Genomic DNA, 19,880 nt, shown 5'->3' with positions numbered 1-19,880 from the left:
CCACCGCACGGGTGAGCGTCATCCCTGGATGAACGCCAGGATGTCGGGGTTGATCACGTCCGCGTGCGTGGTCAGCATGCCGTGGGGGAAGCCCTCGTAGATCTTGAGGGTCGAGTTCTGCAGCAGTTCGTGCTGCTTCAGCGCGGCGTTGCGATACGGCACCACCTGATCGTCGTCGCCCTGGAGCACCAGCACCGGAACCGTGATGGCCTTCAGATCCTCGGTCTGATCGGTCTCCGAGAACGCGGCGATCCCGAGGTAGTGGGCGAGGGCGCTGCCGGTCATCCCCTGGCGCCACCAGTTGTCGACCACGCGCTGCTGGGTCTCGACGCCGTCGCGGTTGAAGCCGTAGAACGGGCCGGATGCCACGGCCTCGAAGAACTCCGCGCGGTTGCCAGCGAGGGCCTCGCGGAAGCCGTCGAACACCGACAGGGGCAGCCCGTCCGGGTTGGCGTCGGTCTGCAGCATGAGCGGGGGGACAGCGGCGACGAGGACGGCCTTGGCCACGCGCCCCTGCGGCTCGCCGTACTGCGCGACGTAGCGGGCGACCTGGCCACCGCCGGTCGAGTGACCGATGTGGATCGCGTCGTGCAGGTCGAGGTGCTCGACGACGGCTGAGGCGTCGCTGGCGTAGTGGTCCATGTCGTGACCGGTGCTGATCTGCGACGAACGGCCGTGGCCGCGGCGGTCGCTCGCGATCACGCGGTAGCCCTTGTCGAGGAAGTACAGCAGTTGCGCATCCCAGTCGTCCGACGACAGCGGCCAGCCGTGATGGAACATGATCGGCTGGGCGTCCTTCGGACCCCAGTCCTTGAAGTAGATCTCTGCGCCGTCTTCTGTGGTGACGAATCCCATGATCGAACCTCTCGTGTGACATCCAATGGGGGTGACGCGAACGCTCCGTGAATCGCGGGAGCGCTCACACGGGAAGTTCACACCCGCTCGCGCGCTCTGTCCAGTGACGCTTCGGTGTACGCGCGGTGCTCGGTGAGGCAGACCGGGGCGACGCGTTCGAAATCGTCCATTGACCTCCCGGGTGGGCGGGGGTACTCTCAACATACGCAAACTAGTTTGCAAACAGTTTGCAGCCTCAAATGAGGCTTTATCCGGACCAATGGAGGCTCGACGGTGTCCGATCGTAAAACCAGTTTGGACTCCCCGAACGCTCGGCGCGACGTCGCCACGGCGGTCACCATTCAGGCTGTCGCGGCTGCTGCGGGAGTGAGCAAGACGACGGTGTCGCACGTGCTCTCGGGGAACCGTCCGGTGTCCGCGGAGACGCGTCGACGTGTCGAGAAGGTGATGGACGAGCTCGGGTTCAGTCCGAACTTCTTCGCGCAGGCGCTCAACCGCAACCGGAGCAACACCATCGCCCTGATCGCTCAGGACATCACGAACCCGTTCTACCCGTCTCTGGCGCGCGGCCTGCAGGCAGCGGTCTCCAGCCAGAACCAGGTAGTGATCCTGTTCGACGCCGGGGCGGGCGAGGGTGCGCTCACCGAGGCCTTCGTCACGGACGCGATCCAGCGGCGCGCGGACGGTGTCGTGATCGCAGTGAGCGACGTCGACGACGACATCTCCCGCCTGCGCGACGCCGGCATTCCCGTCGTCACGGTCGGGGCAGGCGCCTCCACGCTTCCCATCGATTGGGTGACAGCCGACGACGAGAGGATCGCGGCGGATGCCGTGGTGCATCTGCACCTCCTGGGTCATCGCCGTATCGCCACCATCACGGGTCCGGTGAATCAGACGCCCGGCAAGCCCCGCCACCTCGGATACCTGCGCGCGATGCAGGATCTCGACCTGCCGGTGGATCCGCAGATGATCGAGCGCGGTGACTGGACGCGCGAAAGCGGATTCGACGGCATGAACAGCCTGTTGGCGCTGCGCGAACGTCCCAGCGCGGTCTTCTGTGCCAACGACCTGATGGCGATCGGCGCGCTCGACGCCGCGCAGCGGCAGGGGCTGGCCGTGCCGGACGATATCGCGATCATCGGCGTCGATGACATCGACGCCGCCGCCCTCGTGCGGCCCGCGCTCACCACCGTTCGGATCCCCGCGGAGGAGATCGGCCGGGCAGCTGGAGAGCTGCTCCTCCATCGCATCGCGGAGGGCATCACGACGACGCACCGGCACGTGCGTGTCCAGCACACGCTGCAGACCCGCGAATCGACCTGATCCGTCCCGGCGCCCACAGAACGTCCCTCGACACAGAAGGAAGCAGTCGTGCACTCTGCCCTCGACCCCCGCGACCTCGTCCCCGACGAGGCGGAGCAGCTCGCCCACTCCGGGTACCTCGTCGGTGATCTGCAGACGCGTGCGCGCCTCGCCGCGGCGGCGTCCGACCTTCACGCCCTCGCCCGTGTCCGGGAGCAACTCGCGGCCGCGCCACTGCGACCGGACTGGCCCTACGACGAACCCAGCGACCCGACGACGCTGCAGCTCCTCGGCGCCGGCGTCGAGCCCCGGCCGGTCGATCGCGACGACTTCCCGCGACGGGTGAGGGGCGCCTGGCTCGGTCGCGCCGTCGGGAACACGCTCGGCAAGCCCATCGAGGGACTGTCGAGGACCGAAGTGGAGACCTACCTGCGCGCCGCTGGCCAGTGGCCGCAAATCGGATACGTCGAACTCCTCGAGCCGCTGCCCGAGGGGGTCTCCCACCTGCATGAATCCGCCCCGTACTCTGCCGCGGGTCGATTCACGGACGTGCCCAGAGACGACGACCTCGACTGGACCATCCTCGGCCTGCACCTCGTGGAGCGCTACGGCGGACGGCTCACCACGGAGGACATCGCCAACGAGTGGCTGGACCGCATCCCGTTCACGCAGACGTTTACCGCCGAGCGAGCGGCGTACCGGAATCTCGTCCACGGTGTCCACGCTCCAGACACGGCAACCCGCGACAATCCCTACCGGGAATGGATCGGGGCGCTCATCCGCGCCGACATCTTCGGCTACGTCCACCCCGGCGATCCAGCCGCCGCCGCCGCGATGGCACTCGTCGACGCCCGACTCACCCATGTGCAGAACGGCATCTACGGCGAGACGTGGGCGGCGGCACTCGTGGCCGGAGCGTTCTCCACCGAAAGTGCCGAGGAAGCGCTCGTCGTCGCCCGTCGATTCGTGCCGGACCGTTCTCGCCTCGCCGCCGCGCTCGACGGCATCCTCGATGTCCACCGCAGCGGGGCGAGCGCCGTCGACGGGCTCGACTGGATCGACCGCGAACTCGGGCACTACAACTGGGTGCACACCATCCACAACGCTGCCGCGATCGCCGCCGGGCTCCTCTGGGGGAGCGGATTCACCGAGTCCGTCGCTCTGACCATCGCCGCCGGTCGCGACACGGATTCTTCCGCCGCGACGACGGGGAGCGTCTTCGGCGCGCTCCACGGCGACGACGCCATCCCGGCGGAACTCGTGGGGTCGACGCACCATCGCGTGCGCAGCAGCATCCGCGACTTCGACCGCGTCACCATCGACGAACTCGCGGCGCGCACCGTGGCCGTTGCTCGCATCGCCGTCGCGGCGGAGTCGGAGGCGGTGCTGTGATGGCCCCCCGCAAAGTCATCATCGACACCGACCCGGGCCTCGGCGAGCCCGGCAGTGACATCGACGACGGGCTCGCGATCGCCCTCGCCGTGCGCGATCCCCGGGTGGAGGTGCTGGGCCTCACCATCGTCAACGGCAACGTCACTCTCGAGACCGGTGTGCACGTCGCCCGGAACCTCGCCGACCGACTCGGCGTTCCCGACCTCCCCGTCCTCGCGGGCGCCGAGGCGCCCTTGTCGCGCGACATGGAACCCGTGCGCGCTCTTTTCGAGGCCGTACCCGGCCACCGCGGCCGACCCGAGGACCAGGAGATGCGGGCCCCGAGCTCCTCGGTTCACGCGGCGGACTGGATGATCGAACAGGTCGAGCGTTTCCCCGGCGAGATCACCGTCCTGGCCATCGGTCCGATGACGAACCTCGCGCTCGCGATCCAGCGTTCTCCCACCTTCGCGGCGAACGTGCGTGAGTTCGTGCTGATGGCGGGGAGCGCGACGGGCTACGCGCAGAACATCTCGGTCGTCGGGGACTTCAACACGTACGTCGACCCCGAAGCGCTGGACGAGGTCGTTCGCAGCGGCGGCCGCCTCACCATGGTCGGGCTCGACCAGACTTCCCGGGTGCTGCTGACGCGGGCGGACGCGGACCGCATGCTCGCGTCGGCGGACCCGTTCTCCCTCTGGGCGGGGGAGTGCACGCACGCGTGGATCGATTACCTCGCCCGCGCGTTTCCGAGACGTCCGGAACACGCCGACGGATGCTTCCTCCACGACCCCTTGGTCATTGCGGCCCACCTCGACCCCGGCATCTGCGAATGGGAGGCCGCGCACGTGGAAGTCGAGGTGGTCAGCGATCTGGCCCGTGGCCTCGTGGTGGCCGACCGGGGGCTCTCGCTCACCGTGCCCGGAACCCCGAACGCGACGGTTGCCACGAACACCGATGTCGACGCGTTCCGTCGACTCTTCTTCTCTCGTATCGACCTTTCCCCGACGCCCGACCCGCACGTCTGACCACCACAGCAGAAGGAGTAACCCGAAATGCGATCTCACAATGGCGTGACCCGCTGGCTTGCCGCCGGCACAGGAACAGCGCTCGCCCTCACCGCTCTCGCCGGGTGCGCCGGCTCGGGAGGGTCGGGAACCATCGACGGCGTCGCACCGTCCAGCCTGACGGAGCCGACCGAGCCCATCACCCTCACCTACGCGGGCGCCGCGTACGACGCGAAGCAGATCCAACCCGTGCTGGACGCCTTCCACGCGGCGCACCCGAACATCACCGTCAGCTATGAGGCGGTGCCCTTCGATGACTTCAACAGTGTCCTGGCGGCGCGACTGACCTCGTCGCAGGATGCCATCGACGTCTTCGACGTCGACATGCCGCGGACCGCCGCGTACGCGGCGCGCGGGTGGCTGACCGACATGAGCGGCACGTTTCCCGATCTGGCTTCTGCGGTGGATCCGTCGAGCCTGCAGGCATCCACCGTGGACGGGAAGCTCGTCGCGATGCCGTATCAGACGTCGACGAACATCATGTACTACAACAAGACCCTCCTCGCGGCGGCCGGGATCGCCGCACCCGGCGCGGCTCCGGACGCTCGAGAGACGTGGGAACAGCTGACCGAGGATGCCGAGAAAGCTCAGGCCGCGGGTGCGCAGTACGGACTGGTGTTCGACCAGATCGACCGGTACTACCAGCTGCAGCCGCTCGCCGAGAGTGCGGGCGGAGGTCCCGGCGGAACCGGAGACGGCAACCTCACGCCGGACGTGACGAACGAGGGGTGGGAGAAGGCCTTCGGGTGGTACGGGTCCCTCTTCGCCGACGGACTCTCGCCCCGTGGCGTCGCGGTGGCGGACACGCCCAGTCTCTTCGCGGCGGGCAAGGTCGCCTACTACGTCGGCGGTCCCTGGTGGGGGACCCAGTTCGTCGGCGAGCAGGGTCTCGACTTCGGCATCGCCCCCTTCCCGGCCTTCGCCGGTGGTGAGGCGGCGACGCCCACGGGTGGCTGGTCCCTCGGGATGAATCCCCAGGCGACCGTGGAGAAGGCCAACGCGAGCGCGATCTTCCTGAAGTTCATGGGCATCGACGACGGCGGCTACGCGCAGTACCTCTCGGCGTTGGCGGTCCCCCCGTCGAACCTCGAGGGCTCGGCGAAGTTCTACGACTCGGAGGTGTTCACGGACCCGCGGTTCACCGGGGTGGTCGACCTGATGAAGAGCGAGTTGGCCACCACCGCCACGATCCGCCTGCAGACCGTGGGCTACGTGGAGTTCGAGGACATCATGACGAAGACCTTCAGCGACATCATCAACGGCACGGATGTCACGTCGGCCCTCGACTCGGCGTCGACCCAACTCGACGACGCCTGGTCGAAGTACCGCCAGTGAGACCAGCCGCCGGTACCGGGGTGCGTGCCCCGGTACCGGCGATCAGGAAGAGAGACGATGACTTCGGCAACACACGAACTCGATCGCGCCGATCGCGTCGACGACCCCGGGCTGCCGCCCGTCGATGTGAGACGCAGGCGTCGGAGCGTCACGCGACGCGACCTCATCGCCGCCGCGTGCTTCCTCCTCCCGACCGTCCTTCTCATCCTGGTGCTGCGGATCTGGCCCACGGTCGTCGCGGTTGTGAACGCCACGCGCAGCGGTCTTCCCGGCAGTCTCGCCGAGCCGGAGTTCGTCGGGCTCGACCTGTTCGGTGAGATGTTCTCCAGCCCGGCATTCTGGAACAGCGTCACCCAGACACTGGTGTTCAACGTGATCGTCAATCCGTTGCAGATCCTGCTCGCGCTCCTGCTCGCGGTCCTTCTCTCCCAGAACCTCCCGGGGCGCGGCCTGTGGCGTACGCTCATCTTCCTGCCCGCGGCTGTTCCGCTGGCCGGCAGCACGATCGTCTGGGGCATCGCCCTGCGCCCGGACGGCCCGGTCAACGGCCTCCTGCAGGTGTTCGGGGTGCCCGCGCAGCCGTGGTTCACCAGCCCGGACCAGGTCATGACGTCGATCATCGTGCTCGCCAGTTGGATCGGCATCGGGTACTGGATGATGTTCCTGATCGCGGGCCTCAACGACATTCCCCCGGTGTACTACGAGGCGGCCCGCCTCGACGGAGCAGGTCCCCTCCGCACCTTCTTCTCGGTCACTCTGCCCATGCTCAGGCGTCCGCTTCTGTTCGTGCTGGTCGCCGACACCGTCTCCAACTTCGTCCTGTTCGCGCCGGTGCAGATTCTCACCGGTGGCGGGCCGGAAGGCCGCAGCAACTTCCTGATGTACGACATCTTCCACCGCAGCTTCGAACTCAGCGATCCCTACCAGGCGTCGGCTCAGCTGGTCGTTCTCCTCGCCCTGATGATCGTCATCGTGGCGATACAGTTCCGCCTGCTGGGAAGTGGAGCGAACGAAGAATGAACGCCCGTCCCCGCCTGCTGTCGCGGGCACTTCTGACCGCGCTCGCCGTGGTGATCTCGCTCGCTTTCCTGGTCCCCGTCCTCTGGCTCCTCGCCAGCACCTTCCGGTCCGCCACCGAGACCTTCGCGTCGAGCTCCCCCCTGAGCTGGCATGTGCTGTGGCCCCAGGAGTGGACGCTCGACAATCTTCGGTCCGCGCTCGACAGCGGATTCCTCACCGCCCTCAGCAACAGCCTCGTCGTCGCCGCCGCCACGGTGGGCGTGGGACTCCTGATCAGTTCCGCGGCGGCATTCGCCCTCGCGGTGATCCCGTTCCGCGGTCGTGGCGCCGTCTTCACGGTTGTCGTGCTGAGCTTCCTGATCCCGTTCGAGGCCATCGCGATTCCTCTGTCGCGCACGATCTCGGATTGGGGTCTCGCCAACACCCTCGTAGCGCTCATTCTGCCGGGACTCGGAAACGGTCTGGCCGTCTTCACATTGCGGCAGTTCTTCCTCGGCATCCCCCGTTCGCTCTCGGAAGCAGCGCACCTCGACGGGGCCGGCTGGTTCCGGATCTATTGGTCCCTCTACCTGCCACTCACCCGGCCAGCGCTCATCGGTGCCGGACTCATCCTGTTCCTGTTCCAGTGGCAGGCCTACCTCTGGCCGATCCTGATCACCTCGACGCAGGCGATGGACCTCGCTCCGGTGGCGATCGCCAAGTCGTTCGGAGCCTTCTCCACCGACTACGGTCGGGTCTTCGCCGAAACGGCCATTCTCGCCGTCATCCCCGCCGTGATCCTCCTCGGTCTGCAGCGCTACTTCGTCACGTCGGTCGCGAGCACCGGGAGCAAGGAGTGACGTCGATCTCCGCCGGATCCGACGGCGGCGTCACGGTCGTCGGGTCGGTGAACCTCGACGTCGTGGTCACGGCCGACCGACGTGCGAAGGCCGGCGAGACCGTCCCGGGACGCGAGATCTTCGAGGTCGTCGGGGGAAAGGGGGCGAATCAGGCTATGGCGGCAGCACGGGAGGTGCGGACAGCGCTCGTGGCCGCTGTGGGATCGGACGCCGCCGGGCGCGCCGCGCGCGGAGCGCTCGATCGGGCCGGGGTCATCATCGACGCCGTGAGCGATTCATCGCGTCCGACGGGGCGTGCGTTCATCACCCTCACCCCGGACGGGGAGAACAGCATCATCGTGGTCCCGCTGGCCAACGCAGGCCTGACCGGCGATCACGTCTCCGCGTCGCTGGACCGACTCCGGCCGGTCGTCGTCCTCAGTCAGCTGGAGGTTCCGCTAGAGGCCGTGTCGTCCGCCGCCGATTGGTGCGCCGTCCGCGGCGCACGGTTCCTCTTCAACCCGAGCCCGCTGATCGACTTCGACCACCGACTGATCGCTCTCGCCGATCCGCTGCTGGTCAATCGGCACGAGGCGGAGCTCCTCACCGCCCGTCTCGGCGCGAGCGCTCGAGAGCTCGCGGAGGAACTCTCCCTGGTCTGTCGTTCGGTCGTCGTCACCGACGGCGGCCGGGGGGCCTACGTCGCCGCGCGGGCCTCGGTCGAGCTCCTTCCCGCTCCGAACGTCGCCGCTGTCGACACCACGGGCGCGGGGGACGCGTTCGCGGGTGCGCTCGCCGGGCGACTCGCGCGGGGCGAGTCGCTGGTGCATGCCACCGCCCACGCCGTCGCCACCGCTTCTCGGATCGTTCAGCTGGCGCGATCCGAGCGCTGAAGACCCGCCGGCATCCCTCTCTGCGAAGGAGCAGCAATGACGACCATCCGAGCCGGTGCCGTGTACGCGGCCACCCTTGTCCTCCTGGCGAGCGCGATCATCGTCGCGTCACCGGCGAACGCCGATCCGCTCTCGCCCGCCACGGGTGCGCGGCCATCCACCTCCGGCACTCCCTCCGCCGGGGCGGGCGGCACGGTGTACTACGTCGACGCCACCGCGGGCGACGACGGCAATGTCGGAACCTCCTCGACGTCCGCGTGGCGGACGTTGGCCAGAGTCACCGCGCACACGTTCGCGCCGGGGGACGTCGTCGCGTTCGAACGTGGAGACACCTTCAGCGGCTCGGCGACGATCTCCGGTGGGGGAACGAGCGCCAGCCCCGTCACCGTGACGGCGTACGGTTCGGGTCCGCAACCCCTGCTGACCAATCCGGGTGGCTGGAACATGCTGCTCGTCGACGCCCCCTACGTCGCCGTCGATGACCTGTCCTTCACCAACGGGGCGGTGTTCGACAACGCCGACGGCGTGGGGATCCGGGGTCCGAAGTACGAACGCAGCGGCGCTGTCGCGATCACGGGGAACGGCACCGGAGTGTTGGTGCAGGACAGTACCTTCACCGATGTCGGCGTCGGGGTGAAGACCTACGGCGCGGACTCGAAGGTGCTGCACAACACATTCCAGAACCTCCGCATCGCCTATCGCGGACCGGACTCCGGCATCCAGACCTCGTACGGGGCCATCGGCGTCTCGGTCAACAACAGCGGCGTGGAACTCGCGTACAACGACTTTCTCGGCTGCCGGTCGACCAACAGCCCCTACGGCGCGGACGGAGGGGCTGTGGAGATCGAGGGATTCCTCTACTCCAAGGACGACATCACCATCCACCACAACTATTCACGCGGGTCGCAGGGCTTCCTCGAGGTCACCGAGACGACCACGTCGAACGTGACACTGACCGAGAACGTCAGTGACGATTATCAACAGTTCATCGCGTGGAACACTACGACGACGCCCAGCGGATACCTCGTCCAGAACAACACCGTGATCCGATCGCTCGACTCGGCGACGCTGTTCGACTGGTACTACTACCGCGAGTCCGGGCCCTCGCCGAGCGCAGGCTGGGCCACCATCCAGAACAACGTGTTCCAGACGTCGGGCAGGTTCAGCGTCTTCAACTTCCCGCACGACCACAATCTGTTCGCCCCGTCCGTGAGGATGAGCTACGCCCTGGGCGCGGGCGACATCATCGCGCCGCCCGCTTTCGTGGACGCCGCGGCGCGCGACTATCGGCCGGTGCAGACCAGCCCGGCGGTGGACAACGGAACGACCACCGCTTCGGCGACGGATGTGGCCGGCAATCCCCGTGGCGTCGGTCTCGGAACCGACATCGGCGCACACGAACTGCAGTCCTCGCCCGCCGGGCTCGGAACGAACCTCGTCAGCGATGGCGGTTTCGAGTCGCAGACCGCCATCGCGGCCGGCACGACGCCCTGGTGGAGTCAAGGCAGCCTCACGTACGGCTTGGACGTCAACGCCGGGAAATCGCACTCCGGGCTCGACAACGGGTGGATCGCAACGTCGGGGACCGGCTGGGGCGCGTTGCGTCAGACGGTCGCTGTCACCCCGAACACCACCTATCGGCTCACGGTGTGGGTGCGCAGCTCCGGGGGAGTGAACAACGCGTGGGTGGGGGCCAAGACGACGACGGACGCCGTCATCGGCGAACTCCGACACGGTCGGGCCGTCGACTACACCCGGTACGTCGTCTCCTTCGATAGCGGACCGAACACCACGGTCCGACTCCACGCGGGCCTGTACGGCGCGGGCGGCGGAACGTGGGAGCAGATCGACGACGTCTGGCTGCAGCAGTTGTAGGTCGACACGCGCGGGTCGGGCCGTCCACCGAGCCTCTCGGCCGGCGGCCCGACCCCGTGCCCATCCGACCGGTCGTGTCCCCTCCAGCGCGAGGTGGTCTAGGCCTTCCGCACCTCCAGGGCGTCGATGCCCGGCATCCCGAACCACGACCGGCCGCCGACGGCATCGACGACCGTCAGGAGTACCGCGTCGCACGAGCGACACCGTGCGACGGCGCCCATCGCGCTCACGTACACCGCGACCCGGGCGACCGCCCCGCCGTCGCCGCAGGATCGGCAGCGGATCAGGGAGCCGGTGGCATCCCACCCGAGGAGGTCGGCCAGCCGGCCGGCCAGCGCGTTGCCGTCGAGAACGTCCATCACGAGCCTCCGAATCGCTCGGTGCGGATGTCGCCGGGCCGGTGCCCGGCGTCGAGGAGCCAGCGCGACACGGCCTCGACGAACGGGGTCGGACCGCACACGTACACGCGGGGGTTGTGCGCGGCCGGGACGACCGCGTCGCGCAGGCGCTCGGCCGTGAGTCGGGCGGGGGGAACGGACGCCTCGGGCGGGGAGCTGCGCGTGAAGACGAGATCGAGGTCGACGGCGCGCGACTCCGCCAGCGCCGCGATCTCGTCGCGGAAGAACACGTCGTCCGGGGTTCGCACCGAGTACAGCAGGCGGAACTCGCTCGCGTCACCGGCGACCGCGTGCGCCTGGGCCATGGCGTACAGCGGCACGACGCCGGAGCCGCCGGCGATCAGCTGCACCGGTCGCGGGTCGTCGTCCGTGGGCGGCGTCCACACGAAGAATGCGCCGAGCGGGCCGTGCACCTCGATCTCGTCGCCGACCCGCAGATCGTGGACGAGGAAAGGGGAGACCTCGCCGTCCGGCACCTCGTCCACGGCGAGGACGACCCGCGTGCCGTCGCCCGACGAGGCGATCGAGTACGACCGAGAGGCCTGGTAGCCGTCGGGTGCGGTGAGGCGCAGATCGAGGTGCGCCCCGGCGTCGTTGCCCGGCCACGTCGGCACGTCGAGGTAGAGGCGTTTCGCCGTCGGCGTCTCGGGCCGCACGTCGACCACCGTCGCGGTGTGCCAGGCGGTCGGGCGGCGCGTCACCAGTACCGCTCCTCCTGCCACGGATCGCCGTGGAGGTGGTAACCGTTCTGCTCCCAGAACCCGGGATCGTCGTCGGGCATGGTCACGAGGCCACGCACCCACTTCGCGCTCTTCCAGAAGTACAGGTGCGGAACGAGGAGGCGCGCGGGGCCGCCGTGCTCGGGCGTCAACGGCTCACCATCGGCCTCGAAGGCGATCCAGCTCTTGCCGTCGAGGAGGTCCTCGAGCGGCACGTTCGTGGTGTACCCGCCGTACGAGTGGGCCATGACATAATCGTGCGCCGTTTCGACCTCGTCGAAGATGCGGTCGAGCGACACCCCGCGCCACGGCATGTCGAGCTTCGTCCAGTGCGTCACGCAGTGGATGTCGACCGTGATGTCCTCCATGCCCAGCGCCTGCAGCTGTGCGATGTTCCAGCGGTGGTCGCCGTTCTCGGTGCGGACGACGAACTCCCAGTCGTCCGCGTCGATCTCGGGGGTGGGCCCGGCCGAGAGCACCGGCCAGTCGCCCACCAGGGTCTGGCCGGGGGGAAGGCGCGGATCGCGCTCGGCGCGGCGTCCGGAGAAGCCTCGAGTGATGAACGACATGGATGCCTCTTTCCTCCCGCGAGCGGACGAGTTTCACCCTAGCCACGTCGGCGGGGCCGCGACAGGGACGATCGTCGGACGCCCGGGTCGGCGGACGGTCAGGTCGTGGACAGGCCCTCGTCGGCGCGCGGACCGCGGGCGTCGGCGGCCGCCGCCAGCACGCTGTCGACGAGCGACGCCGTCTCCTCGCCCCCGATGGCGACCGGCTCCAGCACCTCGCCCCTCGTGGTCAGCAGCACCCCGACCGGACGGTCGCCGGGGATGCCGAGCGCCACCGCGAACTCCCCGGAGGGGTCCGCGTGCAGCCCCTCGCCGGCCGTGCTCAACGCGGAATCGTCGCCCACGGGCACGATCAGCCGCACGTCGACGAGAGTCTCGAGGAGAGCACGGTCCCACGTCATCCGGTCGATGAGGTTCTCGCACGAACTGCATCCGCGTCGGACGAACAGCAGCAGCTGCGCGCGTCCGCGCAAAGCGCGCTGCCGCGGAACGACGACACCCCCGTCCGGCGTGATGAGGGCGGCGTCGGGAACCTCTCCCGCCTGCTTCGCCGTGGGGCGGACGGACGCACGCAGCGTCCCTCCGATCACGGCAATCGCGGCGACGACGGCGACCAGCGCCGCGGCCGTGAGCGGCGAAACCCACAGGCGCTCCGCCACCGACGGCGCGAGAGGATCGATCGAGGCTCCGACCAGCGCAAGAGCTGCCAGCACGGTGATCGCCGTGTTGCGGACCGTCATCGCCGGACCGATCCGGGTGGATGCCAGACGGCCGAAGCAGCCGCAATCGTCCGTCGAGGAGAGGGCCTGAGCGCGCAGGCCGACGGCGAGGAAGACGGTCGAGAGGGCGAGGGCGGCACCGGCCGCGGCAACCGCGAGGGCACCGGAACCGAGGAGGAGCCCGCCGGCCACGGAGAGCTCGGCGACGGCCACGGCGGCGACCACGCCGCGGGTCGGGAGTCCCGAAAGGCGGAGGGCGCGCAAGGTCGAGGGTGCGGCATCGAGGGCGAGCATCTTCCCGACCCCGCTGAGGACGAGGACGGTGGCGACGACGAAGGCGGAGAGGGTGAACGGCCCGAGCATCCCTCCAGGGTGCCGCGCTGCGGTGTGGCACGCGTCGCGACCCGAGCCGGGTCCGTAGGGGTGAACCCGTGCCCGCGCCCGTCCCCACGCCGGGCCGCTAGGGTCGCAGTGACGACACCGTCACCTGCGCGCGGCTCCCGCGGCAGCCATTCACCCAGGGGGAATCGCGTATGTCCGTCGGTCTGCTCGCCGTGGTCGATGACATCCTCAGCGCCGCGCTGAAAGCCAGCGCGAAGACGGCGGGCGTCGTCATCGACGACGCCGCCGTGACGCCGCAGTACGTGCAGGGCATCACCCCGGCGCGTGAGCTTCCGGTCGTCTGGAAGATCGCGCTCGGCAGCATCATCAACAAGTACGTCGTCATCATCCCCATCGCCCTGCTCCTGACGGCTTTCGCCCCGGGAGTGCTGCCGTTCCTGCTCATCATCGGCGGGGGATTCCTCTGCTTCGAGGGTGCGGAGAAGGTGCTCGAGTGGTTCGGCGTCTCCCACGGGCACGCCGATGATGGTCCGCGCGACGAGCGCAAGCTCGTGCTCGGGGCGGTGCGCACCGACCTGATCCTCAGCACCGAGATCATGCTCATCGCGCTGTCGAGCCTCGACCCGGGCTTCGGCATCTGGATGACCCTCGGCGCGTTGCTGGTCATCGGGCTCGGAATGACGGTGCTGGTCTACGGCGCCGTCGCGCTGCTGGTGAAGATCGACGACATCGGACTGCGGTTCATGAAGAGTCCGACGCGTGCAGTCCGTCGCTTCGGGGCACGGGTCGTGGCATCCATGCCCGCCGTCTTCCGCGTCATCAGTGTGATCGGGACCGTCGCCATGCTGTGGGTGGGTGGGCACCTCGTCGTCGCCAACCTCGCCGAGACCCTATGGCACGGGCCGCTCGATCTCGTGCACGCCGTGACCCACCTCGTCGAGGCCGCCGGCCCGGTGGTGGTGTGGATCGTCGACACCGCGATCTCGGCGGTGTTCGGCCTGATCCTGGGGCTCGTCATCGTCGCCGTGGTGACGGTCGTCGGCCGCGTGTTCCGCCGCGGCGAGAAGACCGACGCGGCGCACTGAGGGCGGTCAGTCCAGCCGCGAGTGCTCGCCCAGGCGGTGCCACGTGCGGTTGTGGTACACCAGGGCCGCGCCGGGCTCGCCCGGCTCGAGGTCGCGCTCGACGTCGACCTGCAGGGCCTGGGCGGCGATGACGGTCGAGCCGCCGGCATCCATCCGGCTCACCACGGCGCAGCGCAGCCACGCGCGGACCCCGTGATAGACGGGCTCTCCCGTCGGAAGGCGTGACCAGGCGGAGGTGTCGGCGAAGCGGTCGAGCCCGCTCGTCGCGCCGGCGCGGGCGAGGCCGATGTCCTCGGCGTCGAGCAGGTGCACCACGATCGTCGACGCCGCCACGATCGTCGGGGTCGCCGACGACAGGCTCGAGACCGAGAAGATGAGCAGCGGCGGGTCGGCCGACACCGACGACACCGACGAGGCGGTGAGGGCCACGGGGCCGTGCTCGCCGTAGGCGGTGATCACCGCGATGCCACCGGGATGACCACGGAACGCGCGCTTGAAGTCGTCCGCCGTCACGGACGTGCCGATGGTCGGCGTGCTCTCGGGCCGCTCCTGCGGAAGGGAAGTCATACCTCGACGGTAACCCCCGTCGGCGCGTGCGGCACCGCACGTCGACACGATGCGACACACGCGGCGGGCCGTCGGCGCCGCAATGTGAGGCTTCACATCGCCGCCTCTGCGATATTTCCCGCTCGAAAGATTCTTGACACGGCACAGAGTGTGAGCGCTAACATTCAGGAGTCAGCCCGCCCGAGGGGGCTGCATCACATGAACCGGCGACGCAGCCGGCGAAACGAGGAGGTTTCAACATGAAGGCGAAGAAGACCCTCGCTGGACTCGCGCTCGTGGGCGCGATCGCTCTCACCGCATCCGGCTGCGCCGGCGGCGGCACCCCGGCCGGGGGTGGGGGCGACGACGTCATCACCGTCGGCTTCGCGCAGACCGGCTCCGAGAGCGGGTGGCGCAGCGCCAACACCGAGTCGATGAAGGAGGCGTTCTCGGAGGCGAACGGCTTCAACCTCATCTTCAACGCGGCCGACAACAAGCCCGAGGCGCAGATCGCGGCCGTCCGCAGCTTCATCAACCAGGGCGTGGATGCCATCGTGCTCGCCCCGATCGTCACCGACGGGTGGGACGACGTGCTGCAGGAGGCGAAGGACGCCGGCATCCCCGTCATCCTCGAGGATCGCACCGTGTCGGCCTCCGAGGACCTGTACGCCAGCTGGATCGGTCTCGACTTCGAGAAGGAGGGCGAGACGGCCGGCGAATGGGTCGCCGAGAACTTCGGTTCCACGCCGACCAACCTTGTCATCCTCGAGGGCACCACGGGGTCGTCCGCCGCGACCGACCGCGCGACCGGATTCGCCACGGCCATCGAGGGCACCGACATCACGGTGCTCGACTCGCAGACCGGCAACTTCACCCGCGCCGAGGGCAAGACGGTCATGGAGGGCTTCCTCCAGAAGTACGGCTCGCAGATCAACCTGCTGTTCGCCCACAACGACGACATGGGTCTCGGAGCCCTGGACGCGATCAAGGCCGCCGGCCTCACGCCCGGCACCGACATCAAGATCGTCACGATCGACGCGGTCAAGGACGGCATGACGGCTCTGGCCGACGGTGAGTTCAACTACATCGTGGAGTGCAACCCGCTGCTCGGTGAGAAGGTCGCCGAGGTCGTCAAGAAGGTCGTCGACGGCGAGTCGGTCGACAAGCAGTACATCGTCGAAGACCAGGCATTCGACCAGGAGCAGGCCAAGGCCGCTCTGCCCGACCGCAAGTACTGATCCACCCGCGGACGCCTCCGCGTCCGCACCCCTCGGGTGTGCGGGGCCGACTCCGGCCCCGCACACCCTCCACTGACCCCCTGAGAAAGCGATCGAGCATGACATCCGAACGCGCTGCCGTCGTCGCGATGCGCGGTATCAGCATCTCCTTCCCCGGAGTGAAGGCGCTCGACGGCGTGGACTTCACCCTGTATCCCGGTGAGGTCCACTCCCTCATGGGAGAGAACGGCGCCGGCAAGTCCACCCTCATCAAGGCGCTCACCGGCGTGTACGGGATCGACTCCGGCACCATCCGCGTCCAGGGCGAGGAGCGGTCGTTCCGCTCCACCGCCGACGCTCAGGCGTCGGGAATCGCGACCGTCTACCAAGAGGTCAACCTCTGCCAGAACCTGTCCGTCGGCGAGAACGTGATGCTCGGCAACGAGATCCGGCGCGCGGGGATGGTCGACTGGCGCGCCACCCACGCCGCCGCAGCGACAGCGCTCGCCGAACTCGGCCTGGACATCGACACCCGCTCCATCCTGGCGAGCCACTCGATCGCGGTGCAGCAACTCGTCGCGATCAGTCGGGCCATGGTCGTGGACACCACCGTTCTCGTGCTCGATGAGCCCACGTCCAGCCTCGACCGCGGCGAGGTCGAGCAGCTCTTCGGCGTCATCCGGGATCTCCGCGACCGCGGCGTCGCGATCCTGTTCGTCTCGCACTTCCTCGACCAGATCTACGAGATCTCCGACCGCCTCACGGTCCTGCGCAACGGCACTCTCGTGGGGGAGTACCCGATCGCCGAGCTCGGGCGCGAGCAACTGGTGGCGAAGATGATCGGCCGCGAGCTCGGCGAACTGGATGCCATCTCGGCCAGCGCCGAGCGTCCGATCGATCGCTCCGGCACGCCCGCGCTGAAAGCCGTCTCTCTGGCCCGCAAGAACGCCCTCGAGCCGATCGACCTCGAGGTCTTCCCCGGAGAGATCGTCGGCCTGGCGGGTCTCCTCGGCTCGGGGCGCACCGAACTCGCCCGCCTCATCGCCGGCGCGGACCGCGCCGACCAGGGCCAGGTCGAGGTCGGCGGCTCCCCGTCGCGCCTCGGTTCACCGCGCCACGCCCTCGACCGCGGCATCGCGTTCTCGTCCGAGGACCGCCGCGCCGAGGGCATCGTCGGCGACCTCACCGTCGCCGAGAACATCATCCTCGGCATCCAGGCCCGTCGCGGTGCGCTGCGCAAGCTCGGTTCCACCGAGGTGCAGGCCATCGTCGACGACTACATCACGGCGCTGGGGGTGCGCCCCGCGAACCCGAACGCGCTCATCCGCAACCTCTCCGGGGGCAACCAGCAGAAGGTCCTGCTGGCGCGCTGGCTCGCCACGGCCCCCGAACTGCTGATCCTCGACGAGCCCACCCGCGGTATCGATGTCGGCGCGAAGGCGGACATCCAGCGGAAGGTCGCCGAGCTCGCCGAGAAGGGCCTGTCCGTCGTGTTCATCTCGTCCGAGCTGGAAGAGGTGCTCCGCATCGCTCAGCGCGTGGCCGTGCTGCGCGACCGTCGTAAGATCGGCGAGCTGGCCACCCGAGACGTCGACCTCGACGCCCTCGTGGCCTACATCGCCGAGGGGCAGCCCGAGACAACGTCGTCCGATCGGGAGAAGATCGCATGAAGAAGTTCCTTTCGCACCGCCTCGTGTGGCCGATCGCCGCTCTGGTCGCGCTCATCGCCGTCAACACGATCTCGCGGCCGTCGTTCCTCAGCATCACGGTGCAGAACGGTCAGCTCTACGGGTCGCTGATCGACATCCTGCGCAACAGCGCGCCGCTCATGCTGGTCGCCCTCGGCATGACGCTCGTCATCGCGACGCGCGGCATCGATCTGTCGGTCGGCGCGATCATGGCCGTCTCGGGTGCTGTCGCGCTGACGATCATCGAGGCGTCGCCCGAGCCGGGCAACCTCGGGGTCGTCATGGTCGCGATCGCGGCCGCGGTCGGCAGCGCTCTGCTGCTGGGCGTCTGGAACGGCTTCCTCGTCTCCGTGCTCGGTATCCAACCCATCATCGCCACGCTCGTGCTGATGCTCGCCGGCCGTGGTGTCGCCCTGCTCATCACCAAGGGCTTCATCACGACGATCAACAGCGATCCGTATCAGTTCATGGCGCAGGGATACGTGCTGGGACTGCCGTTCGCCTTCTACGTCTCGATCGCCGCGGTGATCGTCGTCGGCATCGTGGAGCGTCGCACGGCGCTGGGCATGCTGACCGAGGCGGTGGGCATCAACCCCGAGGCCAGCCGGCTCGCAGGTGTGCGCTCGCGCGGCATCATCTGGGGCGCGTACATCGCCAGCGGCACGCTCGCGGGGATGGCCGGTGTCCTCTACAGCTCGAACATCATGGCGGCCGACGCCAACGCCGCCGGCCTCTACATCGAACTGGATGCCATCCTCGCGGTGGTCCTCGGCGGCACCTCCCTCGCCGGCGGCAAGTTCAGCCTCGCCGGAACGGTGGTCGGTGTGTTCACGATCCAGACGCTGAAGAGCACCATCACCTTCCTGGGCGTCCCGCCCGCCGTCAGTCCCGTCTTCATGGCCGCGGCCGTGCTGATCGTGGTCCTGCTGCAGTCGCGCCGCTTCCGCGCGTTCTTCCAGACCGCGGGCCGCTCGGCCCTGCGCCCCCTCACCCGACGTCCCGACGCAAAGGTGCTGTCCTGATGGTCACTCTCACCGCCGAGCGCGGCTCCGCCGCTCCCACGACCTACCGCCGATTCCTGAGCCGCCACGTCTCGTGGATCCCGGTGTTCGCCGCGATCGCGATCCTCGTCATCATGATCGCGGGGTCGATGGCGTACTTCCCCAACTTCCAGCTCCCGCGGATCCTGTCGTCGATCCTGCTCGACAACGCCTACCTGCTCGTCCTCGCGGTCGGCATGACCTTCGTCATCCTCACCGGGGGCATCGACCTCTCGGTCGGCGCGGTCATGGCGTTCACCGGCATCCTGTGCGCCAGTCTTCTCTCGCAGGGGGTCCCGGTCGCCGTCGCGATACCCGCGATGATCCTGATCGGCGCGGCGATCGGGCTGCTGATCGGTGTGCTCGTGCAGTTCTTCGACGTCCAACCGTTCATCGCTTCGCTCATCGGTATGTTCCTTGCCCGCGGCCTCGCATTCGTCGTCAGCCTGCAGTCGATCAAGGTCGACGACGAGGGTCTGCTCTGGCTGCAGTCCACCCGGTTCTCCCTCGCCGGGTGGTACATCACGCCCACCGGCATCATCGCCCTGCTCACGGTGGCGCTCGCGGCATTCGTGCTCCGCTTCACGCGGTTCGGTCGCACCGTCTACGCCGTCGGCGGCAACGAGCAGTCCGCGCGACTCATGGGACTGCCCGTCGTGCGCGCCAAGCTCTCGGTGTACGTCATCAGCGGCGTGTGCGCGGGCCTCGCCGGGATCGTGCTGACCGCCTACTCCGGGGCCGGCTACCCCCTGAACGGCGTCGGGACCGAGCTCGACACCATCGCGGCCGTCGTCATCGGAGGGACGTTGCTCACGGGCGGGAGCGGATTCGTGCTCGGCTCGATGATCGGCGTCTTCGTCTACGGCCTGATCCGCACGATCATCTCGTTCTCGGGTGCCGAGCAGTCCTGGACGCGCATCACGGTCGGTGCGCTGCTGCTGCTGTTCGTCGTGGTGCAACGGATCATCGTCTCCCGGTCGGCGCTCAGCAGGTGACGCGCCCGCACGGGATGTTCGCTGCG

The 19,880-nt window shown here is 68.6% G+C and carries 19 protein-coding genes; 13 read left to right on the top strand and 6 right to left on the bottom strand.

Annotated features, from left to right (window positions below):
• Positions 1-18: 18 nt before the first annotated feature.
• A complete protein-coding gene (locus D8Y23_RS00425) occupies positions 19-855 on the bottom strand; it encodes an alpha/beta fold hydrolase (RefSeq protein WP_128216205.1) in 837 nt (278 codons plus the stop codon).
• A gap of 273 nt (positions 856-1,128) precedes the next feature.
• Here D8Y23_RS00425 and D8Y23_RS00420 point away from each other — a divergent pair, with 273 nt between their 5' ends.
• Genes D8Y23_RS00420 through D8Y23_RS00385 form a run of 8 tightly spaced genes read left to right on the top strand, consistent with a single transcriptional unit; the run spans position 1,129 to position 10,536 of the window.
• Entirely contained in the window at positions 1,129-2,178 is a 1,050-nt protein-coding gene (locus D8Y23_RS00420; protein WP_128216204.1) for a LacI family DNA-binding transcriptional regulator, read from the top strand.
• Between the two features lie 48 nt (positions 2,179-2,226).
• Positions 2,227-3,549 carry an ADP-ribosylglycohydrolase family protein gene (locus D8Y23_RS00415; protein ID WP_128216203.1) on the top strand — a complete coding sequence of 441 codons (1,323 nt, stop codon included), beginning with the start codon at positions 2,227-2,229 and terminating at the stop codon, positions 3,547-3,549.
• Positions 3,549-4,556 carry a nucleoside hydrolase gene (locus tag D8Y23_RS00410; RefSeq protein ID WP_128216202.1) on the top strand — a complete coding sequence of 336 codons (1,008 nt, stop codon included), beginning with the start codon at positions 3,549-3,551 and terminating at the stop codon, positions 4,554-4,556. The genes D8Y23_RS00415 and D8Y23_RS00410 overlap by 1 nt, the downstream gene beginning before the upstream one ends.
• Before the next feature lie 45 nt (positions 4,557-4,601).
• Positions 4,602-5,930 carry an ABC transporter substrate-binding protein gene (locus D8Y23_RS00405; RefSeq protein WP_164878085.1) on the top strand — a complete coding sequence of 443 codons (1,329 nt, stop codon included), beginning with the start codon at positions 4,602-4,604 and terminating at the stop codon, positions 5,928-5,930.
• Between the two features lie 57 nt (positions 5,931-5,987).
• Positions 5,988-6,950, top strand: a complete 963-nt coding sequence (locus D8Y23_RS00400; protein WP_128216200.1) for a carbohydrate ABC transporter permease — start codon at positions 5,988-5,990, stop codon at positions 6,948-6,950.
• A complete protein-coding gene (locus D8Y23_RS00395) occupies positions 6,947-7,789 on the top strand; it encodes a carbohydrate ABC transporter permease (protein ID WP_128216199.1) in 843 nt (280 codons plus the stop codon). Before D8Y23_RS00400 ends, D8Y23_RS00395 begins: the two co-directional genes overlap by 4 nt.
• Positions 7,786-8,661, top strand: a complete 876-nt coding sequence (locus tag D8Y23_RS00390; protein WP_128216198.1) for a ribokinase — start codon at positions 7,786-7,788, stop codon at positions 8,659-8,661. The genes D8Y23_RS00395 and D8Y23_RS00390 overlap by 4 nt, the downstream gene beginning before the upstream one ends.
• A 36-nt stretch (positions 8,662-8,697) precedes the next feature.
• The gene (locus tag D8Y23_RS00385) at positions 8,698-10,536 is read left to right on the top strand and encodes a choice-of-anchor Q domain-containing protein (RefSeq protein ID WP_128216197.1); all 1,839 of its coding nucleotides are present in this window, start codon (positions 8,698-8,700) and stop codon (positions 10,534-10,536) included.
• 98 nt (positions 10,537-10,634) lie between these two features.
• On the opposite strand, the gene D8Y23_RS00380 is transcribed toward D8Y23_RS00385, so the two are convergent.
• The 4 genes from D8Y23_RS00380 to D8Y23_RS16645 all read right to left on the bottom strand — a co-directional run bounded on the left by D8Y23_RS00380 (position 10,635) and on the right by D8Y23_RS16645 (position 13,304).
• The gene (locus D8Y23_RS00380; RefSeq protein WP_128216196.1) at positions 10,635-10,895 is read right to left on the bottom strand and encodes a DUF6510 family protein; all 261 of its coding nucleotides are present in this window, start codon (positions 10,893-10,895) and stop codon (positions 10,635-10,637) included.
• Positions 10,895-11,635 carry an FAD-binding oxidoreductase gene (locus tag D8Y23_RS00375; RefSeq protein WP_128216195.1) on the bottom strand — a complete coding sequence of 247 codons (741 nt, stop codon included), beginning with the start codon at positions 11,633-11,635 and terminating at the stop codon, positions 10,895-10,897. The genes D8Y23_RS00380 and D8Y23_RS00375 overlap by 1 nt, the downstream gene beginning before the upstream one ends.
• Complete coding sequence (locus D8Y23_RS00370; RefSeq protein WP_128216194.1) at positions 11,632-12,222, bottom strand: molybdopterin-dependent oxidoreductase; 591 nt, start codon at positions 12,220-12,222, stop codon at positions 11,632-11,634. Before D8Y23_RS00370 ends, D8Y23_RS00375 begins: the two co-directional genes overlap by 4 nt.
• 98 nt (positions 12,223-12,320) lie before the next feature.
• Positions 12,321-13,304, bottom strand: a complete 984-nt coding sequence (locus D8Y23_RS16645; protein ID WP_164878084.1) for a MauE/DoxX family redox-associated membrane protein — start codon at positions 13,302-13,304, stop codon at positions 12,321-12,323.
• A 170-nt stretch (positions 13,305-13,474) separates the two neighbouring features.
• Here D8Y23_RS16645 and D8Y23_RS00360 point away from each other — a divergent pair, with 170 nt between their 5' ends.
• The gene (locus D8Y23_RS00360) at positions 13,475-14,368 is read left to right on the top strand and encodes a DUF808 domain-containing protein (protein WP_128216193.1); all 894 of its coding nucleotides are present in this window, start codon (positions 13,475-13,477) and stop codon (positions 14,366-14,368) included.
• A 6-nt stretch (positions 14,369-14,374) separates the two neighbouring features.
• On the opposite strand, the gene D8Y23_RS00355 is transcribed toward D8Y23_RS00360, so the two are convergent.
• Positions 14,375-14,935, bottom strand: a complete 561-nt coding sequence (locus D8Y23_RS00355; protein WP_128216192.1) for a flavin reductase family protein — start codon at positions 14,933-14,935, stop codon at positions 14,375-14,377.
• 239 nt (positions 14,936-15,174) lie between these two features.
• On the opposite strand from D8Y23_RS00355, the gene D8Y23_RS00350 reads away from it, so the two are divergent.
• The 4 genes from D8Y23_RS00350 (at position 15,175) to D8Y23_RS00335 (ending at position 19,854) form a co-directional block, all read left to right on the top strand.
• A complete protein-coding gene (locus D8Y23_RS00350) occupies positions 15,175-16,152 on the top strand; it encodes an ABC transporter substrate-binding protein (protein WP_128216191.1) in 978 nt (325 codons plus the stop codon).
• A 98-nt stretch (positions 16,153-16,250) separates the two neighbouring features.
• Positions 16,251-17,801, top strand: a complete 1,551-nt coding sequence (locus tag D8Y23_RS00345; protein WP_128216190.1) for a sugar ABC transporter ATP-binding protein — start codon at positions 16,251-16,253, stop codon at positions 17,799-17,801.
• On the top strand, positions 17,798-18,841 hold the full coding sequence (locus tag D8Y23_RS00340) for an ABC transporter permease (RefSeq protein WP_128216189.1): 1,044 nt from the start codon (positions 17,798-17,800) through the stop codon (positions 18,839-18,841). The genes D8Y23_RS00345 and D8Y23_RS00340 overlap by 4 nt, the downstream gene beginning before the upstream one ends.
• On the top strand, positions 18,841-19,854 hold the full coding sequence (locus D8Y23_RS00335; RefSeq protein ID WP_128216188.1) for an ABC transporter permease subunit: 1,014 nt from the start codon (positions 18,841-18,843) through the stop codon (positions 19,852-19,854). The genes D8Y23_RS00340 and D8Y23_RS00335 overlap by 1 nt, the downstream gene beginning before the upstream one ends.
• The last annotated feature ends 26 nt before the right edge of the window (positions 19,855-19,880 follow it).

Source organism: Microbacterium enclense, assembly GCF_004022425.1.
GTDB classification, from domain to species: Bacteria; Actinomycetota; Actinomycetes; order Actinomycetales; family Microbacteriaceae; genus Microbacterium; species Microbacterium enclense_A.
Note: the sequence above shows the minus strand (reverse complement) of the source record. Positions and strands in the feature narration are given on the sequence as shown.